This is a genomic window from Amorphus sp. MBR-141, from assembly GCF_053628695.1.
Window position 1 is genome coordinate 349,501 of the sequence record NZ_JBRJGW010000002.1, and the last position, 17,853, is coordinate 367,353.

19 protein-coding genes are annotated in these 17,853 nt (G+C 68.6%); 8 read left to right on the top strand and 11 right to left on the bottom strand.

Going from position 1 to position 17,853, the window contains the following annotated elements:
* The first annotated feature begins 104 nt into the window (after positions 1-104).
* Together ACSSVZ_RS04150 and ACSSVZ_RS04155 are read left to right on the top strand one after the other, a co-directional pair.
* Entirely contained in the window at positions 105-842 is a 738-nt protein-coding gene (locus tag ACSSVZ_RS04150) for a sulfite exporter TauE/SafE family protein (RefSeq protein WP_453968466.1), read from the top strand.
* Positions 843-993: 151 nt separating this feature from the next.
* Positions 994-1,383: a hypothetical protein gene (locus ACSSVZ_RS04155; protein WP_453968467.1), complete on the top strand. Its 390-nt coding sequence runs from the start codon at positions 994-996 to the stop codon at positions 1,381-1,383.
* A 78-nt stretch (positions 1,384-1,461) separates the two neighbouring features.
* On the opposite strand, the gene ACSSVZ_RS04160 is transcribed toward ACSSVZ_RS04155, so the two are convergent.
* Both ACSSVZ_RS04160 and ACSSVZ_RS04165 read right to left on the bottom strand, forming a co-directional pair.
* Entirely contained in the window at positions 1,462-3,039 is a 1,578-nt protein-coding gene (locus ACSSVZ_RS04160; RefSeq protein ID WP_453968468.1) for a DHA2 family efflux MFS transporter permease subunit, read from the bottom strand.
* Between the two features lie 182 nt (positions 3,040-3,221).
* Positions 3,222-4,670, bottom strand: coding sequence for an HlyD family secretion protein (locus ACSSVZ_RS04165; protein ID WP_453968469.1), 1,449 nt, complete (start codon positions 4,668-4,670; stop codon positions 3,222-3,224).
* 249 nt (positions 4,671-4,919) lie between these two features.
* Between ACSSVZ_RS04165 and ACSSVZ_RS04170 the strand changes: the two genes are divergently transcribed.
* Positions 4,920-5,570, top strand: coding sequence for a TetR/AcrR family transcriptional regulator (locus tag ACSSVZ_RS04170; RefSeq protein WP_453968470.1), 651 nt, complete (start codon positions 4,920-4,922; stop codon positions 5,568-5,570).
* Between the two features lie 73 nt (positions 5,571-5,643).
* Here ACSSVZ_RS04170 and ACSSVZ_RS04175 read toward each other — a convergent pair whose 3' ends face one another.
* Positions 5,644-6,426, bottom strand: a complete 783-nt coding sequence (locus ACSSVZ_RS04175) for an SDR family oxidoreductase (RefSeq protein WP_453968659.1) — start codon at positions 6,424-6,426, stop codon at positions 5,644-5,646.
* A 131-nt stretch (positions 6,427-6,557) separates the two neighbouring features.
* Between ACSSVZ_RS04175 and ACSSVZ_RS04180 the strand changes: the two genes are divergently transcribed.
* The 3 genes from ACSSVZ_RS04180 (at position 6,558) to ACSSVZ_RS04190 (ending at position 9,024) form a co-directional block, all read left to right on the top strand.
* Positions 6,558-6,941 carry a winged helix-turn-helix transcriptional regulator gene (locus tag ACSSVZ_RS04180; RefSeq protein WP_453968471.1) on the top strand — a complete coding sequence of 128 codons (384 nt, stop codon included), beginning with the start codon at positions 6,558-6,560 and terminating at the stop codon, positions 6,939-6,941.
* 109 nt (positions 6,942-7,050) lie between these two features.
* The gene (locus tag ACSSVZ_RS04185) at positions 7,051-8,211 is read left to right on the top strand and encodes an iron-containing alcohol dehydrogenase (RefSeq protein WP_453968472.1); all 1,161 of its coding nucleotides are present in this window, start codon (positions 7,051-7,053) and stop codon (positions 8,209-8,211) included.
* Between the two features lie 174 nt (positions 8,212-8,385).
* A complete protein-coding gene (locus ACSSVZ_RS04190) occupies positions 8,386-9,024 on the top strand; it encodes a LysE family translocator (protein WP_453968473.1) in 639 nt (212 codons plus the stop codon).
* A gap of 19 nt (positions 9,025-9,043) precedes the next feature.
* Here ACSSVZ_RS04190 and ACSSVZ_RS04195 read toward each other — a convergent pair whose 3' ends face one another.
* The 7 genes from ACSSVZ_RS04195 to ald all read right to left on the bottom strand — a co-directional run bounded on the left by ACSSVZ_RS04195 (position 9,044) and on the right by ald (position 15,673).
* Positions 9,044-9,487 (bottom strand): PaaI family thioesterase, encoded by a 444-nt coding sequence (locus ACSSVZ_RS04195; protein ID WP_453968474.1) that lies wholly within the window; start codon positions 9,485-9,487, stop codon positions 9,044-9,046.
* Complete coding sequence (locus ACSSVZ_RS04200; protein ID WP_453968475.1) at positions 9,484-10,089, bottom strand: glutathione S-transferase family protein; 606 nt, start codon at positions 10,087-10,089, stop codon at positions 9,484-9,486. The genes ACSSVZ_RS04195 and ACSSVZ_RS04200 overlap by 4 nt, the downstream gene beginning before the upstream one ends.
* Before the next feature lie 139 nt (positions 10,090-10,228).
* Positions 10,229-11,377: a cobalamin-independent methionine synthase II family protein gene (locus tag ACSSVZ_RS04205; RefSeq protein ID WP_453968476.1), complete on the bottom strand. Its 1,149-nt coding sequence runs from the start codon at positions 11,375-11,377 to the stop codon at positions 10,229-10,231.
* 40 nt (positions 11,378-11,417) lie between these two features.
* Positions 11,418-12,722, bottom strand: coding sequence for a TRAP transporter large permease (locus ACSSVZ_RS04210; protein ID WP_453968478.1), 1,305 nt, complete (start codon positions 12,720-12,722; stop codon positions 11,418-11,420).
* Positions 12,719-13,222 (bottom strand): TRAP transporter small permease, encoded by a 504-nt coding sequence (locus ACSSVZ_RS04215; protein ID WP_453968479.1) that lies wholly within the window; start codon positions 13,220-13,222, stop codon positions 12,719-12,721. Before ACSSVZ_RS04215 ends, ACSSVZ_RS04210 begins: the two co-directional genes overlap by 4 nt.
* A 41-nt stretch (positions 13,223-13,263) precedes the next feature.
* Entirely contained in the window at positions 13,264-14,277 is a 1,014-nt protein-coding gene (locus ACSSVZ_RS04220) for a TRAP transporter substrate-binding protein (RefSeq protein WP_453968480.1), read from the bottom strand.
* A gap of 259 nt (positions 14,278-14,536) precedes the next feature.
* Positions 14,537-15,673 carry an alanine dehydrogenase gene (gene ald / locus ACSSVZ_RS04225; protein WP_453968482.1) on the bottom strand — a complete coding sequence of 379 codons (1,137 nt, stop codon included), beginning with the start codon at positions 15,671-15,673 and terminating at the stop codon, positions 14,537-14,539.
* Positions 15,674-15,823: 150 nt separating this feature from the next.
* Here ald and ACSSVZ_RS04230 point away from each other — a divergent pair, with 150 nt between their 5' ends.
* A complete protein-coding gene (locus ACSSVZ_RS04230; protein ID WP_453968483.1) occupies positions 15,824-16,297 on the top strand; it encodes an Lrp/AsnC family transcriptional regulator in 474 nt (157 codons plus the stop codon).
* A 39-nt stretch (positions 16,298-16,336) separates the two neighbouring features.
* On the opposite strand, the gene ACSSVZ_RS04235 is transcribed toward ACSSVZ_RS04230, so the two are convergent.
* Positions 16,337-16,855, bottom strand: coding sequence for a YcgN family cysteine cluster protein (locus ACSSVZ_RS04235; RefSeq protein ID WP_453968484.1), 519 nt, complete (start codon positions 16,853-16,855; stop codon positions 16,337-16,339).
* 225 nt (positions 16,856-17,080) lie between these two features.
* Here ACSSVZ_RS04235 and ACSSVZ_RS04240 point away from each other — a divergent pair, with 225 nt between their 5' ends.
* Entirely contained in the window at positions 17,081-17,800 is a 720-nt protein-coding gene (locus ACSSVZ_RS04240) for an EAL domain-containing protein (protein ID WP_453968485.1), read from the top strand.
* Positions 17,801-17,853: the final 53 nt, after the last annotated feature.

A 17,853-nucleotide genomic window follows, 5' to 3' on the forward strand; every position in this document is an offset into this window, starting at 1 on the left:
TCTGCGTCTTGTTTTTTCATTCTCGCCCGTTAGCATCCGCCTGTTCTGGAGGCAAGCTTCAGAGCTTTTTCGTCCCAGCCCCAACCCCCGGATCCGTTCAGCCCATGCCCTGGCACGTCGTTGCGATCGGCTGCGCCATCGTCGTCTTTGCGGCCGGGCTGCGGCGCATGACGGGCTTCGGCTTTGCCATGGTGACGGTGTCCCTGCTGTCGCTGATGATCGGGCCGAAGCAGGCCGTGCTGGCGACCCTGATCCTGCAGCTGTTCCTCGGGGCGCGGAACGCGAGGCTGATCGTGCTGGAGACGCAATGGCGGCTGCTGCCCTTTCTGCTGGGGGCGGGTCTGCTGGCGGTTCCCCTCGGCCTGGCGATCCAGCACGCCGTCGACGAACGGACGCTGCGGCTGCTGGTGGGGGTGAGCATCCTGTCGGCACTGGCCCCCATCCTCGGGCGCAACCGGCCGCCCCTCGACGCCAGCTGGATCGGCGGGTCGCTCAGCGGCTTCTTCGCCGGGCTCCTGAACAGCCTGGCGGCGATGCCGGCGCCGCCGCTGCTGCTCTACCTGATGCGCCTGCGAGACCTCAGCCTCGATGGCCGCCGTGCCACGCTGATCACCATGTTCACCCTGCTGACGATGGCGGCCCTCGCCGGACACCTGATGACCGGCGGGGTCGACCGCTCGTCGGCGCTGCTGGCGGCGGTGCTGTGCCCGGCCGCCCTGTTGGGCGATCATCTCGGCCGCCGCACCCCCTGGTCGATGAACCGGCGGGTGATCGACGCCCTGTCGATCGCGATCGTCATCGGGTCGGCATCGATTCTCGTCATCTCTGCCCTGACGACATAGGCGCATGCGCACGCGTCGGTTGCGCACCCACGACAATTCGGACACCTTCCCGATGAACCGGCGACCTTGACCAACAATCGGATTGCCGCTTCGGGTTCATTCGTCACCGCCCGCCGGTGATTCCCAACAGAGAGCAGGAACGCACACGACCATGAAATTGACCCAGCTTGGCGCCGCCGCGCTTGCTTCCGCCGTACTTGTCTCGACGACGCTGTCGGCGGGAGCGATTCCCTATTCGGCTCAGCAGGATGTCCGGGCGGTCCAGTCCATCAAGACAACCATGGTCAAGCTGACGCAGGACCAGATCGCCGCTGCCTATGTCGGCAAGACCGTCAGGTCGAGCGCCCATTCGACGACGTATCTTGCCGACGGCACCTGGGTGAACAAGAGCGGCCAGAAGGGCCGCTACAAGATCACCAAGGACGGGATCCTGGTCATGTCGGGTGCGTTCAATCTGAGCCTCGAAGTCTTCAAGGAAGGCAACCGCTACTACAACCGGAACGTCAAGACCGGCGAAGGTGGCTACTACACGGCCAATTGACGGCCGCGTCCGCGGCCTCGGTGCACCGGCCGAGGCCGGTGCACCCGCTTCTCGGCAGCCCAGTCAGGGACAGCCGGCTCAGTGGCCGCCGGCGCCCGCGGGCAGCGGCGCCGGCCGCCGCATCAGCGGCGTCGCGAAGACCAGCAGGAAGAACAGGCCGGTCAGCAGGTAGAAGACGTCGGCGAAGGCCATGACGTTCGACTGCTGGCTGACGATCTGCCCGATCCTGTAGATCGCCGCGTTGTGCGCGTCGGGCCCCAGCGACGACAGACCCTGGGTGATCGTGGCCACCGCCTCGTCGGCCGGGGGCCGCCCCCAGCGGACGCTTTCCGCCAGCCGCGCGGCGTGCATGTCGCCGCGGTTGGTGAGGATCGTGTTGATGATCGCCAGCCCCACCGCGCCGCCGAGGTTGCGGGTCACGTTGAACAGGCCGGAGGCGTTCTTCAGCGAGGCGATCGGCAGCGTGCCCAGCGACAGGTTGGTGATCGGCACCATGCAGAGCATCAGCGAGACGCCGCGCAGCACCTGCGGCATGAACAGCTCCCAGAAGTCCCAGTCGGACGTGATGTGCGAGGCCTGCCAGGTGCCGAGCCCGAAGCCGAAGAAGCCGATGGCGATCATCAGGCGGGGATCGATCCTCGCCGCCAGCCGACCGGCGAACGGCGCCGTCAGGAACATTGCGATGCCGGAAACGAACATGGTCTCGCCGATCATCAGCGCCGAGTAGTCGCGGATGCGCGCGAGATAGATCGGGTAGAGATAGGTGAGGCCGTAGAGGCCGATCCCCATGACGAAGGAAAAGGCCGAGCCGGTGGCGAAGTTCCGGTTGGAGAAGGCGCGCAGGTCGACCACCGGTTCCCGCGCGGTGAATGCGCGCCAGAAGAAGCCGAGGGCCGAGCCGGCCGAGACCATGGTGAAGAAGACGATCAGCCGGTCGTCGAACCAGTCGTTCGCGGCCCCCTCCTCCAGCACGAATTCCAGGCTGCCCAGGAAGCCGGCCATGAACAGCAGGCCGAACCAGTCGAAGCGGTCGAGCAGCGACAGGTCGGGCTCGTCGAAATCGACCAGCGTAATGGTGGCGATGGTGACGCCGATGCCCGGGATTATGTTGATCAGGAACAGCCAGTGCCAGGAAAACAGCTCGGTCAAGTAGCCGCCGATGGTCGGCCCGATGGTCGGCGCCAGCGTCGCCACCAGCCCGATGATCGGCGCCACGATCGGCTGCTTTTCGCGCGGAAACACCGAGTAGGCCGCCGCGAACACCGTCGGGATCATGCCGCCGCCGATGAAGCCCTGCAGCGCCCGGTAGACGATCATCTGGTCGATGGAGGTGGCGGTCGCGCACATGAAGCTCATGAACGTGAAGCCGGCGCACGAGGTGGCGAACAGCCACCGGGTCGAGAACGCCCGCGACAGGAAGCCCGACAGCGGGATCATGATGACTTCGGCGATCAGGTAGCTGGTCTGCACCCAGGAGATCTCGTCGGCCGACGCCGACAGCCCCGCCTGGATCTCCGACAGCGACGCCGAGACGATCTGGATGTCCAGGATCGCCATGAACATGCCGAACACCATGCAGATGAAGGCGAACATCTTGCGCCGGTCGAGACCGGCGGAAGCGGCGGCGGGCGCCGGGATGGCGGTGGTGGTGCTCACGGAATTCAGGCGCCCTGGATCGCGACGTAGGGAAACGGAGTGCGGGCGGACATCCGCCGCCCGCGCTTCCTGGTTCCGGGTGTGGGTCCGGTCAGGCGCATACGCCTGGCCGAAACGGGCTGCGGACCGTCTGCCGGCTGCGCCTCTCCGCCCGGACCCGAGGGATCCGGCGGGGAGATGCGTCAGTTGGCGGCGGCGGCCTCTGCGGCGGCGGCCGTATGCTGCGGGCCCTGGCCCGCGTCGAGGCCCAGCAGGCCGCGGACGCGTTCGACCAGACCCGTCACGGCGGCCACGGCCCGATCGCCCATCGAGGCTTCCGGCGCTTCGGCCGCCCGGGCCTCCGAGCCAGGTCCCGTGCGGGTGTCGACGGTCACCACCGCCGACATGCCGGGGCGCAGCGCGTGGTCCGCGGTCGATTCCGGCGACAGCTTGATCCGCACGGGCAGGCGCTGGACGACCTTGGTGAAGTTGCCGGTGGCGTTTTCCGGCGGCAACAGGCTGAACAGCGCACCGGAGGCCGGCGAGATGCTCTCCACTTCGCCGGTGAACGTCCGGTCGGGGTAGGAATCGAGGGACACGGTGGCAGCCTGGCCGACCCGCATCTCCTCCAGCTGCGTTTCCTTGAAGTTCGCATCGACGTAGACGCTGTCGAGCGGCACCACCGCGGCCAGCCGCGATCCGGCCTGGACCAGTTCGCCGACATCGACGGCCTTGTTGCCGATGACGCCGTCGACGGGCGCCCGGATGGCGGTGAACGACAGATCCCGCTTGGCCTGGTCGAGGGCGGTGCGCAGGCTCTTCAGCGTTTCCTCGGCCTCGACGCGCTCGGCCTGCAGCACCGAGACGTTCGCCTCGGCCGAAACCACCGCCGCGCGGGAGGCCGCGACGTCGGCACGGGCCTTGTCGCGATTGGCGCGGGCGGTGTCGAGAGCCTGCTTGCTGGCAAAGTCGCGCTCGGAAAGCGTCGTCTTCCGCCCGAACTCGCCTTCGGAGAAATCGAGCCCCGCCTGGGAGCTGTCGAGGTTGGCGCGCGCCTCGTCGATCTTGGCCCGCGCGGCCGCGATCTGCACGTCGATGCGGTCGACGGTGGCTTCCTGCATGTCGATCTTGTTGCGGGCGGCCTCGACGGCCAGCCGGTAGTCGCCGTCGTCGAGCCGCGCGATGACCTGGCCGGTCCTGACCGGCTGATTCTCGCCGACATCGACCGAGGCCACGTAGCCGCCGATCTTGGCCGACAGCACCGACATGTCGGCGCCCAGATAGGCATCGTCCGTCGACAGCTCGAAGCGGCCGACGGTCCACCAGTGGTTGCCTTCGTAGACGCCGAACCCGAGGGCGGCGGCGATGACGGCGAACAGCACGAGCCGCTTCCGGCTCTTCTTGCGCGGCTGCGCCGGCGGCGCGACCTCGGTGGTCAGGCTGCCGCCGCCGGCGGCCGCCTGGGGTGACGGACCCTCTTGGTCGGGCTTGCGGGCAAGCGTGCGACCGGCGTCGTCTTCCGGGGCCGGTCGCGCCGCGGGGGACGCACTACCTGCCCCCGCGGCGTCGGTCGGCATCCCGCCGGACACGGCCGAATTCCCGTCACGATTCTGAGCCTCACCGAGGGTCATCGTGTCGTTGCTCCGCTTCATGACTGCTGTCTTTTCTAGCTTTTTACCGAACCGTTCGGTCAATTTCGCCGGAAGCTAGCATTGACTGAACGGTTCGGTCAATGCACACTGAGCATGTGAGAGTTGCATTCGCGGAGGTCGACACGCGGGACAAGACGGCGGCCGAGCGGCCGGCGTCGTCCCGTGTTACGATGTTCGCCAGCAGCCGGATCAGACAACCGCCATCCCTGACGGGATACGACCCCGACGCCCAGCGCCGAGTGACGCCCGATGAACAAACCCGTACAGCCGCCCGAGCGCGGCAAGTCCGCCGCCACCGCCAGCAGTGCGAAGCGCGCGGAGATTCTGGAAGGCGCCCGCCGCGTGTTCCGGGCCGAGGGATTCGACGGCGCGAGCATGGACAAGATCGCCCAGGCGGCGAAGGTGTCGAAGGGAACGCTCTACGTCTATTTCCGCAACAAGGAAGAGCTGTTCCAGGCGCTGGTCATGGTGGACCGCCAGGAGGCGGCCGAGCAGATGTGCATCGTCACCGACGACGAGGCCGATATCGACGCGACCCTGCTGGGCCTCGGCGAGCGCTTCCTGACGATGATGACGGCGCCACAGCACATCGCCCTGATCCGCATGGTGATGGGCGCGGCGGAGAAATTCCCGGACGCCGGCCGCACCTTCTTCGAGATGGGCCCCTGCTTCGGCATCAACCGGCTCGCCGACTATCTCGACCGGCAGGTGGAGCGCGGCCGGCTGACCATCGACGAGGACACCACCTTCGCCGCCGCCAACTTTCTCAATCTCTGCCACGGCACCATCGTCAAGCGGCTGCTGTTCGGCTTCCTCGACACGCCGGACGAGGCCGAGATCAAGGCCACAGTCGAAAGCGCCGTGCGCATGTTCCTGAAGGCCTACGGCACCAAGGGGTAGGCCAGAGCGGCACCGTCGGGACCGGTCCGCCGGTCGTCCCGGCGGACTTCAGTAGCTACACCTCAACCGGCTCCTAGACCGTCGGCACGGTTCCGCCATCGATGGTGTACTCGGCGCCATGGATCGCCGACGCCCGGTCGGAGGCCAGGAACGCGATCAGTTCGGCCACCTCTTCCGGTCGGGACGGCCGGCCGAGCGGAATGCCGCCGAGCGCGTCCAGGATGGTCTGACGCGCCCCCTCCTCGGTGATCCCCGCTCCCTCGGCGATCCGCTGCACGAGCGCTTCGGCTGCGGACGTGTAGATCCAGCCCGGCGCGATCGCGTTGACCCGGACGCCCTTCGGACCAACCTCCTTGGACAACGCCTTGCTGTAGGTCGACAGCGCGGCCTTTGCCGCGGCGTAGGCCGTCGTGCTGTCGGAGAGCGGCAGGCGGCGCTGGATGGACGAGGTGTGCACCACCACGCCGGACCCGCGCGCCACCATCGACGGCACCAGCGCGCGGTCGAGCCGCACCGCGCTCATCAGGTTCAGGTCGAGTTCGTCGTGCCACGCGGCATCGTCGAGAACGGAGAAGCCTCCGCCCGGCGCCTTCGATCCACCCACCACATGGATCAGAACGTCGACCCCGCCGAGCCGCGTCAAGGCCGCCTCGGCGAGCGCCGCGCAGCCTTCGGCGGTCGCGAGGTCGGCCTGGACGAAGGACAGCTCGGGCACATGCTCCGGACGGTCGGAGCGGGCGGCGGTGATCAGCCGCGCGCCGCTCGCAGCGAAGCGGCGAAAGACGGCCTCGCCGGCACCCTTGGTCCCGCCGGTCACCACCACACGCTTGCCGGCGAACTCGCCGGAATGATCCATTCCCGTCATCTGAGGCTCCCTCGATCGATGGTCCGCCCGGGGCGATCTGCCGCCGATGGCTTGCGTTCGGCCTCAGATGAGCCAAGACTTGCGTACTGACAAGTACACACGAAAAAGTAAGGTACTTACTTATGGGTAAGCGGCCGGACTACACGAGTTCCCTCGGCGCGCGCGGCATCCAGAACGTCCTTCGGATTCTCGAGGGCCGCTGGAAGCTGGTCATCCTCTTCCACCTCTTCGGCGGCAAGCGGCTGCGCTTCTCCGAGCTGGAGCGCGCGATCCCCGGCATCTCCCAGAAGATGCTGATCCAGCAGCTCCGGCAGATGGAAACGGACGGCGTGGTGACCCGCATCGTCCACCACGAGGTTCCGCCGCGGGTGGAATATCATCTGACCGACTGGGGACAGGCGCTCTGCCCCGCCCTCGACGCGCTGCTGATGTGGGCCGAGGCCGCTCCCGAGGAGATCCGGCCGAAGCTCATCGGAGACGCGGCCGACGAGGCGGAAACCGCCTGACGCGCGGCGCCACGCCGTTGAGACGGGTTCGCCGCGACCCGGAGATCGACTATTGTCCGGACAAATACCGAATCGATCGGATCGGCACCCAGCCGGGAGGGGAAACCGCATGACGGCACCGTTCAGCTTCAACACCGCGCCGAGCATCGTCTTCGGCGAAGGCAAGGCGGCCGAGATCGGCGCCCTCGCTGCGGCCCGTGGCTGGACTCGCGTCCTGCTGGTCACCGATCCGGGGCTCGTCAGCGTCGGCCTCGTCGATCCGGCCGTTGCCTCGCTCAGGGCGTCGCGCATCGAGGTGGCGATCTTCTCCGACGTCGCGGCCGATCCGCCGGAGGCCGTCGTCGAGGCCGCCACTGCCGCCGCCGGCACGCACCGCGCCGACGCGGTGATCGGCTTCGGCGGCGGCTCGTCGCTCGACACCGCCAAGCTCGTGGCGCTGCTCGCCCGCGGCACCGAGCGGCTCGCCGACGCCTACGGGATCGGCAACGCGAAGGGGCCGCGCCTGCCGCTGATGCTGGTGCCGACCACCTCCGGGACCGGCTCGGAGGTCACCCCCATCGCCATCGTCACCACCGGCACCAGCGAGAAGATGGGCGTCGTCTCGCCACTGCTGCTGCCCGACGTGGCGCTCCTCGATCCGGAGCTCACCTACGGGCTGCCGGCCCCGGTGACCGCCGCCACCGGCGTCGACGCCATGGTCCACGCCATCGAGGCGTTCGCCTCGGCCAGCGCCAACAACAACCCGGTGTCGCGCACGCTCGCCTGCGAGGCGCTGCGGCTGATGGGCGGGGCGCTGGAGCGCGCGGTGACCGATGGCGCAGACAAGAGCGCCCGCGCCGACATGCTGCTGGGCTCGATGCTGGCCGGCCAGGCCTTCGCCAACTCCCCGGTCGCCGCCGTGCACGCCCTCGCCTATCCGATCGGCGGCCATTTCCACGTGCCGCACGGACTGTCGAACGCGCTGGTGCTGCCGCACGTGCTGCGCTTCAACGCGGAGACCAGCGGCGAGGTCTACGCCGACATCGCTCCGATCGTGTTCCCGAAGCTGGCGGAGATCGGCACCCAGGGCCGCGCCGCGGCGTTCGCCGACGACCTGCAGGAGCTGTCGATCCGCTGCGGCCTGCCGCGGCGGCTGCGCGACGTGGACATCCCGGAAAGCGCGCTCGATATGATGGCCGACGACGCCATGAAGCAGACCCGCCTGCTGGTCAACAACCCGCGCACGGTCACCCGTGCCGACGCGCTGGCGATCTACCGCGCCGCCTGGTGAGGCGCGGGCGCCCGTCCCGGCGTCGCCCGATGCGACCCCGGCGGGCCATGCGCAGGGCGCGACCGGCAGCCGGCGAGCCCTGCGAAACTGTCCGTTCGCGCGTCCGCCCCGGCATGCCATGATCGCGGCCGCTTCGGCGTCCGACGGACGGGCGCGACGCAAGAGGGGTACGGCATGATCGGCTGGTCGGAGATTCTCGCCTTCGCACTGGCGGCCACCCTGCTCGTCACCTCGCCGGGGCCGAACGGGGTGCTGATCGCCAAGACGGTGCCCACCTCGGGCCGCGCCGCCGGCTTCGCCAACATCGCCGGCTTCTTCGCCGCGTTCTACGTGCACGGCGCCCTGTCGATCCTGGGCCTGTCGATCCTTCTCGTGCAGTCCGCCACGGCGTTCGCGATCGTCAAGTACGTGGGCGCCGCCTATCTGTGCTGGGTCGGGCTGAAGGCCCTCGCCGCCGCGTTCAGGGGGCTGGATCTCCCGGCCAAAATCGCGCCTGCGCGGCGGGAACGGACGCTGCGCAAGGCCTTCGTCGAGGGGCTTCTCACCAACGGGCTGAACCCCAAGGTGTCGATGTTCTACCTGGCGGTGTTCCCGCACTTCATCCCCGTCGACGATCCATCAGGGGTGTCGGCGTTCGTGCTCGTGTTCGTGCATTCGCTGATCAATGTCGCCTGGTTCAGCGCGATCGTGATGCTGTTTTCCAGGCTCTCGGTCGTCGCGCGGCGCGGCAGCGTCCAGCGCTGGATCAAGGGCGTCACCGGCGCCGTCTTCCTCGGCTTCGGCTACAAGCTGGCGATGTACCGGCCGGCCTGACGGACCGGCCCGCCCGCCCCTATCCTACCGGCTCCGCGACACCCGAGGCGCTGCGCACCGCCTTCCAGACGCCATCGGCGGTGGCGACGATGCGCTCGCCCACCACCAGCGTGCCGCGCATGAAGATCAGCGACTTCGTCCGCCGCACCACTTCGCACCGTGCCTCGACGAACTCGCCGACCTGCACCGCGTCGACGAAGTGGACGTTGAGCTGGATCGTCGCCTGGGGCTTCTTCTCGTTGTTGTACCAGCAGGTCATGCCCATCGCCCGGTCGGCGAAGGTCATCAGCATGCCGCCCTGCACGACGCCGCGCCGGTTGTGGTGCTTGGACTGCGCCATGAAGGCGAAGTCCGGCGCCGGCTCCTTCGCGCGGATCCACAGCGGACCGACGAGGCCGATGAAGCCTTCGTCGGTGTAGGGCTCCCAGCCGTGCGCGGCGGGATCGAAGGCCACCCCGCTCATTCCGGCTTGGTGGCGACCATCGAGGGCCGCTCGGCAAAGCCGGCGAACCAGGCGGCGAGCGCCGGATGGCCGTCGCGCCAGCCCAGGTCGGCAAAGCGCAGGTCGAGATAGCCGAGCGCGCAGGCGGCGGCGATCAGGCCGGCGTCGATCTCGCCGCGTCCGCCGATCTCGGCCTCCATGACGTCGAGGGCGGAGGCGATCTTCTCGGTCTGGCCGGCGATCCATTCGGGCCAGCGCTTTTCCTCCGGACGCATGAACGTCTCGTAGCGGAGCAGCAGGGCGGCATCGAGCAGACCGTCGGCGAGCGCTTCCCAGCGCATCACCGTCCAGCGCTCCGGGCCGTCGGCCGGATAGAGCGGCGCGCCCTCGTGGCGGGCGTCGAGATACATGGCGATGGCACGGCTGTCGTAGAGGGCGGAGCCGTCGTCGAGGATCAGGGTCGGCACCTTGCCGAGCGGGTTGACCGCCACGATGGTCGCGTCGCGGGCGACAGGGCTCGCCGCCGACGGCAGCTTCTCGATGTCGGAGGCCTGGCCGGTCTCGAGCGCGATCACCATGACCTTGCGGACATAGGGAGACGACAGGGAATAGAAGAGCTTCACGGGCTGGGATCCATCGCAGGGGCGGATGACGGTGGGGCCGGAGCGGAACGCTGCGGCGGTTGCCGCCAGAATGGGCCACCCGGCGCGGCGCCGCCACTCCAAAAATCGATCCGCACCCGCGCGGCCGGCATCGGCGCCGCTACCCCCACAGCTCGGCGGAGGCGATGCGGGCCCCCTCGGCCAGGCTCGCGAACTTCGCCCACATCACCGACGGATGGACCCGCTGGATGCCCTCCGCCTGGGCGAAGCCGCAGTCGGTGCCGGCGATGACGTTCTCGCGCCCGACCATCCGGGCGAAACGGACGATCCGGTCGGCCACCAGCTGCGGATGCTCCACCGTCGTCGTGTGGTGGGTGATGACGCCGGGGATCAGGATCTTGTCGTCCGGCAGCCGGGTCGTTTCCCAGACCCGCCACTCGTGCTCGTGGCGCACGTTGGCGGCCTCGATGGCGTAGGCGCCGGCGTTGACCTTCAGGATCAGGTCGACGATGGCCGACAGCGGCGCGTCGGCGACATGCGGCACGTGCCAGCTGCCGAAGCAGACGTGGTAGCGGATGCGGTCGGACGGGATGCCCTCCAGCGCACGGTTGAGGGCCGCGACCCGGAGTTCCGCCCACTCGCGGTAGCGCTCCGGGCTCTGCTCGACCAGGTGATCGTACATGTTGGCGAGCACCGCGTCGTCGACCTGCAGCACCACCCCGCTCTCGTGGACGGCGCGGTATTCCTCCCGCAGCGCATCGGCGATGGCGAACACGTAGTCGTGCTCGTTGCCGTAGAATTCGTTGGCGGCGTCGTAGCCGACGCTCGCCGGCGCCACGCAGGTGAAGAACACGTCCTGGACGGCGACGGCCTCCGCCGCCGCCTTCAGGTTGGCGAGGTCGCGGCGGACGCTGTCGCGGTCCTGATAGACGATCTCGGAGACGCAGGCGTGGCCTGGCGTTCCCTCTGCACCGCGCGGGAACTCCGCCTTCATGAAGTCGGCGAAGCGGTGCCGGTCGCGCCCCAGCCAGATGGCGGGATAGAGCGTGTCCGGGCGCGGCTCGAAGCCGCTCATGCGCTCCATCGCGTAGTTGGCCCAGCCCGACTTGCCGAGCTCGCCATCGTTGACGATGTCGATGCCGACGTCGGCCTGCCGGCGCACCATGTCGGCGACGGAGCTGGTCAGCACCGCCTCGAAAACCGCCCGGTCGCCGCCCCTGCGCAGCTCGGCGACGGCGTCGAGCAGCGCCTCAGGGCGCGGCAGGCTGCCGACATGGGTGGTCAGGATGCGGTCGTCGCTGCGCTTCATGTCTCTCTCCCTCGGCTGTGCGGCGGTTTCCGCCTTCTCCTCACCCGATCATCGTGTCCGGCAGCAGGAGCGCAAGGTCCGGGAACATCACCAGCAGGATGACCAGCACCAGCATGGCGAGCCAGAACGGCGCGACGCCGGCGAAGATCTCCTTCAGCGGCACGTCGGGGGCGACCGACTTGACGATGAACACGTTGACGCCCACCGGCGGGCTGATCAGCCCCATCTCCAGGGTGATGACGACGACGACGCCGAACCAGATCGGATCGAAGCCGAGCGACGTCACCAGCGGAAAGAAGATCGGCATGGTGAGCACCAGCATCGACAGCCCCTCCAGGAAGCAGCCGAGCACCAGGTAGCAGGCGAGGATGACCAGCATGATGCCGGTGGGGCCGAGCGGCAGGCTGGTGAGCGCTTCCCCCACCACCGCCGGGATGCGGGTGAGCGCGATGAACGGGTTGATGATGTGGGCGGCGATCAGGATCAGCATCACCGTCGCCGTGGTCGCCACCGCGTCGCGGACCGCCTTCAGGAAGCCGGCCATCGACAGGGTTCGGCCGAGGACGGCGAACAGCAGCGCCAGCGCCGCCCCCACCGCCGCCGCCTCGATCGGCGAGAAGATGCCCATGTAGATGCCGCCGATGGTGATCAGGATGATCGCCAGGATTGGCAGCGCGCCGGTCGTCGCCGCCCGCTTCTCGCGCCAGCCGACCGACGGGCCGCGCGGTGCTTCCTCCGGCCGGAGCCAGGCGACGAGAGTGATGGCGAGGACGAACAGCGTCGCCAGCAGGATGCCCGGCACGACGCCCGCGAGGAACAGACGGCCGATCGATTGCTGGGTGAGGATCGCGTAGACGACGAAGCCGGTAGACGGCGGGATGAGGATGCCGAGGGTGCCGCCGGCGGCCACCGCGCCGGTCGACAGCCGGTCGCTGTAGGCGAACCGCTTCATCTCGCCGAGCGACACCCGCCCCATGGTGAGCGCCGAGGCGACCGACGAGCCGCACAGCGCGGCAAACCCCGCGCAGCCGACGATGGTGGCCGAGGCGAGCCCACCGCGCACCGCGCCGATCCAGGCATAGGCAGCGTCGTAGAGCCGGCGGCTCATGCCCGCCTCGGTGGCGATGTTGCCCATCAGGATGAACAGCGGCACGACGATCAGCTCGGTGCTGGAGGCGAGCGTGAAGCTCTCGCTGGCAAGCAGGCTCAGCGCCGACGACGGCGAGTTGAACACCGACACGCCGACGATGCCGACCACGAACATGGCGAACGCCACCGGGACCCGGATGACCAGGAGCGCGAGGAAGACCGCCAGCCCCGCAAGCCCGGCGGCGACCGCCGTCACGGGGCGCGGCCGGCGGTCTCGGGCTCGACCGCCCGCGCCGCCCTTGCCCGGCCGATGCCGTCGGCCATCCGCACCAGCATACCCAGCGCGGTGATCACGCAGAACGCGGCGACCGCGTACTGGAACGGCGCCTTCGGCAACTTCAGGATGTTGGTGGCGAGATGCAGCATCCGCGAGATCTGCGAGGACTCCCAGATCTCCACCGCGATGAGGACGAAGATCAGCGCCCCGAGCGCGTTGGCGAACGCCGCGAACCACAGGTTCGCCCGCGCCGAGAAGCTGGTCTCGAACAGGTCGACCGTGACATGGCCGCCGATCCGGTCGCAGAATGCCATGCCGCCGAAGACGATCAGCACCAGCGCCATCTGCGCGAGATCCTGGGCCCCGCGCAGCGGCGCCCCGAACACCCGTCCGATCACGTCGATGACGATGATCGCGCCGGCGGCGACGAGGGCGGCGCCGCCGATGGCCACCGAGAGGTCGGCCAGACCATCCGCCACCCGCCGCGCGATCCCGAATCCGCCCGTCCGGACGTGCCGGCTCACTTGCCCTGCATGGTCGCAAGCGTGGCCGAGGCGTCGAGACCGTTGGCGTCCATCTCCTTGATGACCTTGTCGCGGAGCGCGAACGCGATGTCGTCGAACGGCTTGCTCTCGGCCTCCGACAGCACGATCACCGTCTTCGCCGGATCGGCCTTGAGCGCCGCCAGCGTTTCCTCGGCGCGCTTGTTCCAGCCGGCCTCGCCGCTGCCCGACAACGCCTCGCCGATGTTGGCGTCGAGCGCCGCCCGCTGCGCCTCGGGGAGCGCATCGTACCTGTCGCGGTTCATGACCAGATAGAACATCACGCTGCCGAGCGCCGGACCGACGGTGAAGCTGTTGGCGACCTCGTCGAACTTGAAGTCGCGGATGGCGCTCGCCCCGGTCACGCAGCCGTCGACGAGGCCGGTCTGCAGCGCGTTGTAGGTCTCCGAGGCCGACATGTGGACCGGCGTCGCCCCGAACGCCTCCATGAGCTTCGCCGACACGTCGCCCGACACCCGGATCTTCAGGCCCTTGAGGTCGGCCGGCGTGCGGATCTGCTTGTCGCGCATGATGAACACGCTGGGCTCGCTGACCCACAGCGCCAGCGGGATCGTGCCCGGATACTCGCCCGTCAGGTGCTTGTCGTAGGCGCGCCAGATCGCCTCGTAGCCCTTGCCCTTGTCGGGGAAGGCGCCGGGCATCTCGGCGATCATCGACTTCGGAAACTGCGACGAGGTGTAGCCCGAGACGCCCCAGGTGATGTCGGCCACGCCGTTCAGCGCGCGGACATACTGCTCCATCGGTCCGGCGCCCAGTTCGCCGCCCGGATAGACCTCGATGACCAGGTCCCCGTTGCTCGACTTGGCCACGCCCTCGACCAGGGGATCGACCACCGAGCTGGTGACGATGTGGGCGGGCGCCACGAAATGCGCGAGCTTGAGGGTTTCGGCGTGGGCGCCCAGCGGCAGCAACAGGCAGGCGGCGGCAGCGGGCAGGACCCGCCGGACAAGCGAATGGATCGTGTGGACCATGGTTCCTCCCCTTGAGCCGGCTTCCACCCGGGCGGTCGGACCTGACCGCGCAAGGAAACGGCTCCAGCTTCCAGCTGTCGGCTTCGGCCGGATTGTTCCGGCTCTTGAGCGGGCGGCGCCGTGCGCGTCCCGACCTTGCAATTATGGATTGTGGGGCCGAACGGAGCCCTCGGCAAGCCGAACATGAAAAAGGGAGGAGCTAGCCGCTCCTCCCTCTGGCGATGTCCCGATCCGCCGGGGCTGTCGGAACCGGCGCGCCTCAGGCGGCCGCGGCGGCGGCACCCGCTGACAGAGCCACCGCCGGCGCCACGAACGGCAGGCCGAGACTGTCGGCCACCGCCCGGTTGGTCACCTGGCCGCGGTGGACGTTGAGGCCGGCAAGCAGGTGCGGATCGTCGGTCAGCGCCGCGAGCCCCTTGGTCGCCAGCGCCAGACCGAACGGCAGCGTGGCGTTGTTGAGCGCCGCCGCCGACGTCATCGGCACGGCGCCGGGCATGTTGGCCACGCAGTAGTGGATCACCCCGTCGACCTCGTAGGTGGGGTCGTCGTGCGTCGTGGCGTGGGAGGTTTCAAAGCAGCCGCCCTGGTCGATGGCCACGTCGACCACCACCGAGCCCGGCTTCATCCGCTTCAGCAGCGGCCGGCGCACGAGCTTCGGTGCCGCGGCACCCGGCACCAGCACTGCGCCGATGACAACGTCGGCGGCGAGCACCTCCGTCTCCAGCGCATCGGTGGTGGAGTAGACGGTGCGCACGCGGCCGTCGAACTGGTCGTCGAGCACCCGCAGTCGCGGCACCGACCGATCGAGGATGGTCACCTCCGCGCCCAGCCCGACGGCCATGCGCGCCGCATGGGTGCCGACGACGCCGCCGCCGATCACCACGACGCGGGCCGGGGCGACGCCGGGTACCCCGCCCATCAGCAGGCCCCGCCCGCCGGAATTGCGGCGCAGCGAGAAGCAGGCCGCCTCGATCGCCAGCCGCCCGGCGACTTCGCTCATCGGCGCCAGCAGCGGCTGGCCGCCGAGGCGGTCGGTGACGGTCTCGTAGGCGATCGCGGTTGCGCCGGAGGCAATGAGCCCCTTCGTCTGCTCGGGATCGGGGGCAAGATGAAGGTAGGTGAAGAGGATCTGGCCCGGACGGAGCATGGCCCACTCGACCGGCTGGGGCTCCTTCACCTTGACGATCATGTCGGCCGCGTCGAACACGGCCTTCGCGTCGGCGGCGATGCGGGCGCCGGCCGCCTCGTAGGTCGCGTCGTCGGCATGGATGCCCTCCCCGGCCCCGCACTCGACGATCACGTCGTGGCCCGCGGCCACGTATTCGCGCACCGACGCCGGCGTGAGGCCGACGCGGTATTCCTGTGGCTTGATCTCTTTCGGCACACCGACAAGCATGTCTTCCGCTCCCATTGCATGGTCAATTCGTCGATCCTCGTCAGATAATGCCGATGGCGCATTGTTTCCGGGCTTTCTGCGGGCTCGCGCGGCGAATTTGCGCGTGATACCGTCGCGACGTCAGCCACCTGTGATGGAATCCGGCGATCTATGAAACTCGACCGCCTCGACCTCAAGCTGATCGACGCCCTTGCCGACGCCGGGCGTGCCAGTCATGTCGAGCTCGCCGAGCGGATCGGACTGTCGCCGACCGCGGTGGCGCGGCGCCAGCGCCTGCTGGAGGAGAGCGGCGTCATCGCCGGGTACCGGGCGGTGCTCGGGCTCAAGGCGCTCGGCATGAGCGCCACCGTCATCGTCCGCATCACGCTGGACAGCCAGTCGGAGGAGGCGCTCTCCACCTTCGAGGCGGCGATCGTCACCTGCCCGTCGGTGACGCGCTGCTTCCTGATGGCCGGCAGCGACGACTATCTGGTGATCGTGATGGCGCGCGACATCGAGGACTACGAGCACATCCACAAGAGCCAGCTGTCGCGGCTGCCGCACGTGGCGCGTATCCAGTCGAGCTTCGCGCTGCGCGACGTGGTGGACCGGTCGGTGCCGGTGGGCGCGACGGCGCCGAGATAGAAGCGCCCTCGCGCGGTCAAACGCTTCGCGCGGGCGCGCTCACTCCTCACCGGGCCAGGCGGCCAGGTGGTACTCGTAGTCCTCGAGCTCGATCCCCTCTTCCGAGATCGTCCGGCCCCGCACCGAGATGCCGGCCTGGTGCACCGTGTCCGGATCGCCTGAGACAAGCGGATGCCACCAGAACAGCGGCTTGCCCTCGCCGACGAGCCGGTAGCCGCAGGTGGGGGGCAGCCAGGTGAGCTCGCGGATCGCCTCCGGATCGAGGGGGATGCAGTCGGGGACCGTGTCGGTGCGGTTGGCGTAATCGTGGCATCGGCAGCTGTCGTCGTCGAGCAGCCGGCAGGCGATGTTGGTCCAGTGGATCTCGCCGGTGTCCCAGTCCTCCAGCTTGTTGAGGCAGCAGCGGGCGCAGCCGTCGCAGAGCGACTCCCACTCGGGGCCGCTCATCTCCTCGAGCGTCTTGGTCTCCCAGAACGGCCGCTCCACCGGCCCGGCCTCGGGCGGAGCGGCGCCGTCGGCAAGATCGGCAAGGGTCAAAGGGTCGTACGGTCCGGGCATTCCACTCCGACTTTCAGGCTGGGAACCGATCAGGGTCCGAAATTTCCTCAGTTTTCCTAAATGAAATGGGATTAAAATGGACATATGCCAGATCGAAACGCCGAACGAACCGATCCCGTCGAACAACGATAGAACAGGCGAAATGACGTAATACTATATTCGTGTATAGTAGGAGCCGGACAATCCGGGGGGCAGCAGACGTCCCGAGAAGGCAGCACAAGCGAAGTGGGGTTGGAGTTCAACAAGCGTTTGACAATGGCGTTCCAGCCGATCGTCGATCTGGCTGGCGAGAGCGTATTCGCACACGAGGCACTGGTCCGGGGGCCGCAGGGTGAGGGAGCGCCGAGGGTTCTCGTCAACGTCGGCTCCGGCGAAGGATACGCATTCGACCAGCAGTGCCGCCAGACGGCGATCCGGCTCGCCGAGCGACTACACCTTCCGGAGACGACCGCCAACCTCTCGATCAATTTCAGCCCCGGCATCGTCCGCGATCCGCTCGACAGTCTGGCGAAGACATTCAACATGGCCGAGCACGCCCGGCTTCCGCTCGAACGGATCATATTCGAGTGCCGGGACACCAAGTGGCTGGACGTCGCCCACACGATCGAGGTGCTGAGCGCCTACCGTGCGGCGGGCGTGCGGACCGGCCTCGACAATTTCGGGCCGACCGCGGCGAGCCTGGAACTCCTATCCAAGTTTCAACCCGATTTCGTGAAGATCGACATGCGGCTGGTGCGCAACATCGACACCGACGCTGCCAAGCGCCGGGTGGTGAAACGCGCACTTGGCTGGTTCAGAGACCTCGGCATCCGCCCCATCTGCGGAGGCGTGGAAACCCATGGCGAGTTCACGGCCCTGACGGACCTCGGCGTCGGGCTCCTCCAGGGCTACCTGTTTGCGCGGCCGGCGTTCGAGCAACTTGCCACGCCTCGCCTGAGGGCCTGAGCTGGTCCACCCCCCTCCGAGTTGCGGGGAGAGCGGGAACGATCGACGGCCCC